This is a genomic window from Streptomyces sp. NPDC054863, assembly GCF_053610825.1.
On sequence record NZ_JBSGZD010000532.1, the window covers coordinates 1 to 2075 of the forward strand.

A 2075-nucleotide genomic window follows, 5' to 3' on the forward strand; every position below is an offset into this window, starting at 1 on the left:
ACCTTGGGGTGCGGGCCCCAGCTCGTTGCATTTTCCGGGACGGTGCCGTGCCGTGATTCTCCGGCCCACCACCCGATTTTCCTTTTTATTCCGCTCTCCTTCGGCTTTCCGTTGCCCACTCTTGGGTCCGGAGCCGGACGGCTGGAATTAGCTTTCGAATTTTATTCGGCTCGATCCTGCGATTCTCCGCGGCGTTCACCTGCTGGCCGCCACCGGGAATTCCTCGACACGTGCCGTATCGAGGAAAGGTTCCGCATGGACCGCAGCCCGCGTACCGGCAACCCCCGCTCCACCACTCGCACACACACTCGGTACACCGGTGCCCGCACCGGTGGCTACGGCCGCCGCCCCGCCGCCGTACAGGGTGAATTCGCCCTTCCGGTGACCGTCACCCCGGCGCTGCCCGCCGTCGAGACGTTCGCCGCCCTGGACATGCCCGCCCCGCTGCTGGCCGCACTGGCCACGCAGGGCGTGACCGTGCCGTTCCCGATCCAGGGCGCCACCCTCCCGAACTCCCTCGCCGGACGCGACGTCCTGGGCCGGGGCCGCACCGGCTCCGGCAAGACCCTCGCCTTCGGCCTGGCACTGCTGGCCCGTACGGCGGGCAAGCGCGCCGAGCCGCGACAGCCGCTGGCCCTGGTGCTGGTGCCGACCCGCGAGCTGGCCCAGCAGGTCACCGACGCACTCACTCCGTACGCCCGCTCCATGCGGCTGCGGCTGGCGACCGTCGTCGGCGGCATGTCGATCGGCCGCCAGGCCCACGCACTGCGCGGCGGCGCGGAAGTCGTCGTCGCCACGCCCGGCCGGCTCAAGGACCTCATCGAGCGCCGGGACTGCGTCCTGGACGACGTGGAGATCACCGTCCTCGACGAGGCCGACCAGATGGCCGACATGGGCTTCATGCCGCAGGTCACCGAACTGCTCGACCAGGTGCGGCCCGGCGGCCAGCGGATGCTGTTCTCCGCCACCCTCGACCGCAACGTCGACCTTCTCGTACGCCGTTACCTGAGCGACCCGGTGGTCCATTCCGTCGACCCGTCGGCGGGTGCGGTCACCACCATGGAGCACCACGTCCTGCACGTGCACGGTGCGGACAAGCACGCGACCACCACGGAGATCGCCGCACGCGACGGCCGGGTGCTGATGTTCCTGGACACCAAGCACGCGGTCGACCGGCTCACCGACCACCTGCTGAACAGCGGGGTACGGGCGGCGGCGCTGCACGGCGGCAAGTCCCAGCCGCAGCGCACCCGCACCCTGGAGCAGTTCAAGACCGGCCACGTGACCGTGCTGGTGGCGACCAACGTCGCCGCCCGCGGCATCCACGTCGACAACCTCGACCTGGTCGTCAACGTCGACCCGCCCAGCGACCACAAGGACTACCTGCACCGCGGCGGCCGTACCGCCAGGGCCGGCGAGTCCGGCAGCGTGGTCACCCTGGTGACTCCGAACCAGCGCCGCGACATGACCCGCCTCATGCGCGCCGCAGGAATCACCCCGCAGACCACTCAGGTCCGTGCGGGCGAATCGGAGTTGACGCGTATCACCGGCGCGAAGGCGCCGTCCGGGGTGCCGGTCGTCATCACCGCCCCCGCCTCCGAGCGGTCCAAGCGGGGCGGCTCCCCGTCCCGCGGCCGCCGCGGCCGTCCGGGACAGGCGCGCCGCGCCCCCGGAAGTGCACAGCGCAGCGCCGCCTGACGAAGTCTTCTGTCAACTCCCTCTCCCTCCAACCTTGCTGAGGTCTCATGCGCGTTGTCATCGCCCGCTTCCCCTTCGAGCTTGTCAAGAGCGAGGTCCAGGAGGCGATGAAGGGCATCAAGCCCGAACCCGTCACGGGTGAGTCCGTCACGATCGGCCGCCGGACCTACCCCGTCAAGCAGGTGGGCGAGGTCATCACCCGCCAGGACCGCCGTGACTTCACCGCGAGCGAGGTGTCCCGGGCGCTCACCCGGCTCGGCTTCACCTGCCGCGACACCGTGGCCCCGGTTCCGGCCCCGGCCCTCTCCCCGCTGGAGACCGCGTCGAACCTGCTCGGCTCCGCCGCACACGTCTGAGCCGCACGGAAGGCCCGGCCC

Annotated in this window: 2 protein-coding genes; both read left to right on the top strand. The window is 70.7% G+C overall.

Annotated features, from left to right (window positions below; genetic code table 11):
* The first annotated feature begins 255 nt into the window (after positions 1 to 255).
* Complete coding sequence (locus tag ACWGIG_RS38620; RefSeq protein ID WP_453326401.1) at positions 256 to 1698, top strand: DEAD/DEAH box helicase; 1443 nt, start codon at positions 256 to 258, stop codon at positions 1696 to 1698.
* A gap of 47 nt (positions 1699 to 1745) precedes the next feature.
* Entirely contained in the window at positions 1746 to 2054 is a 309-nt protein-coding gene (locus ACWGIG_RS38625; protein ID WP_453326402.1) for an SCO5918 family protein, read from the top strand.
* Positions 2055 to 2075: the final 21 nt, after the last annotated feature.

Excerpts from the sequence above, each read along its gene's own strand:
- ACWGIG_RS38620 (WP_453326401.1), top strand. The coding sequence starts at position 256 with ATGGACCGCAGCCCGCGTACCGGCAACCCCCGCTCCACCACTCGCACA.
- ACWGIG_RS38625 (WP_453326402.1), top strand. The coding sequence starts at position 1,746 with ATGCGCGTTGTCATCGCCCGCTTCCCCTTCGAGCTTGTCAAGAGCGAG.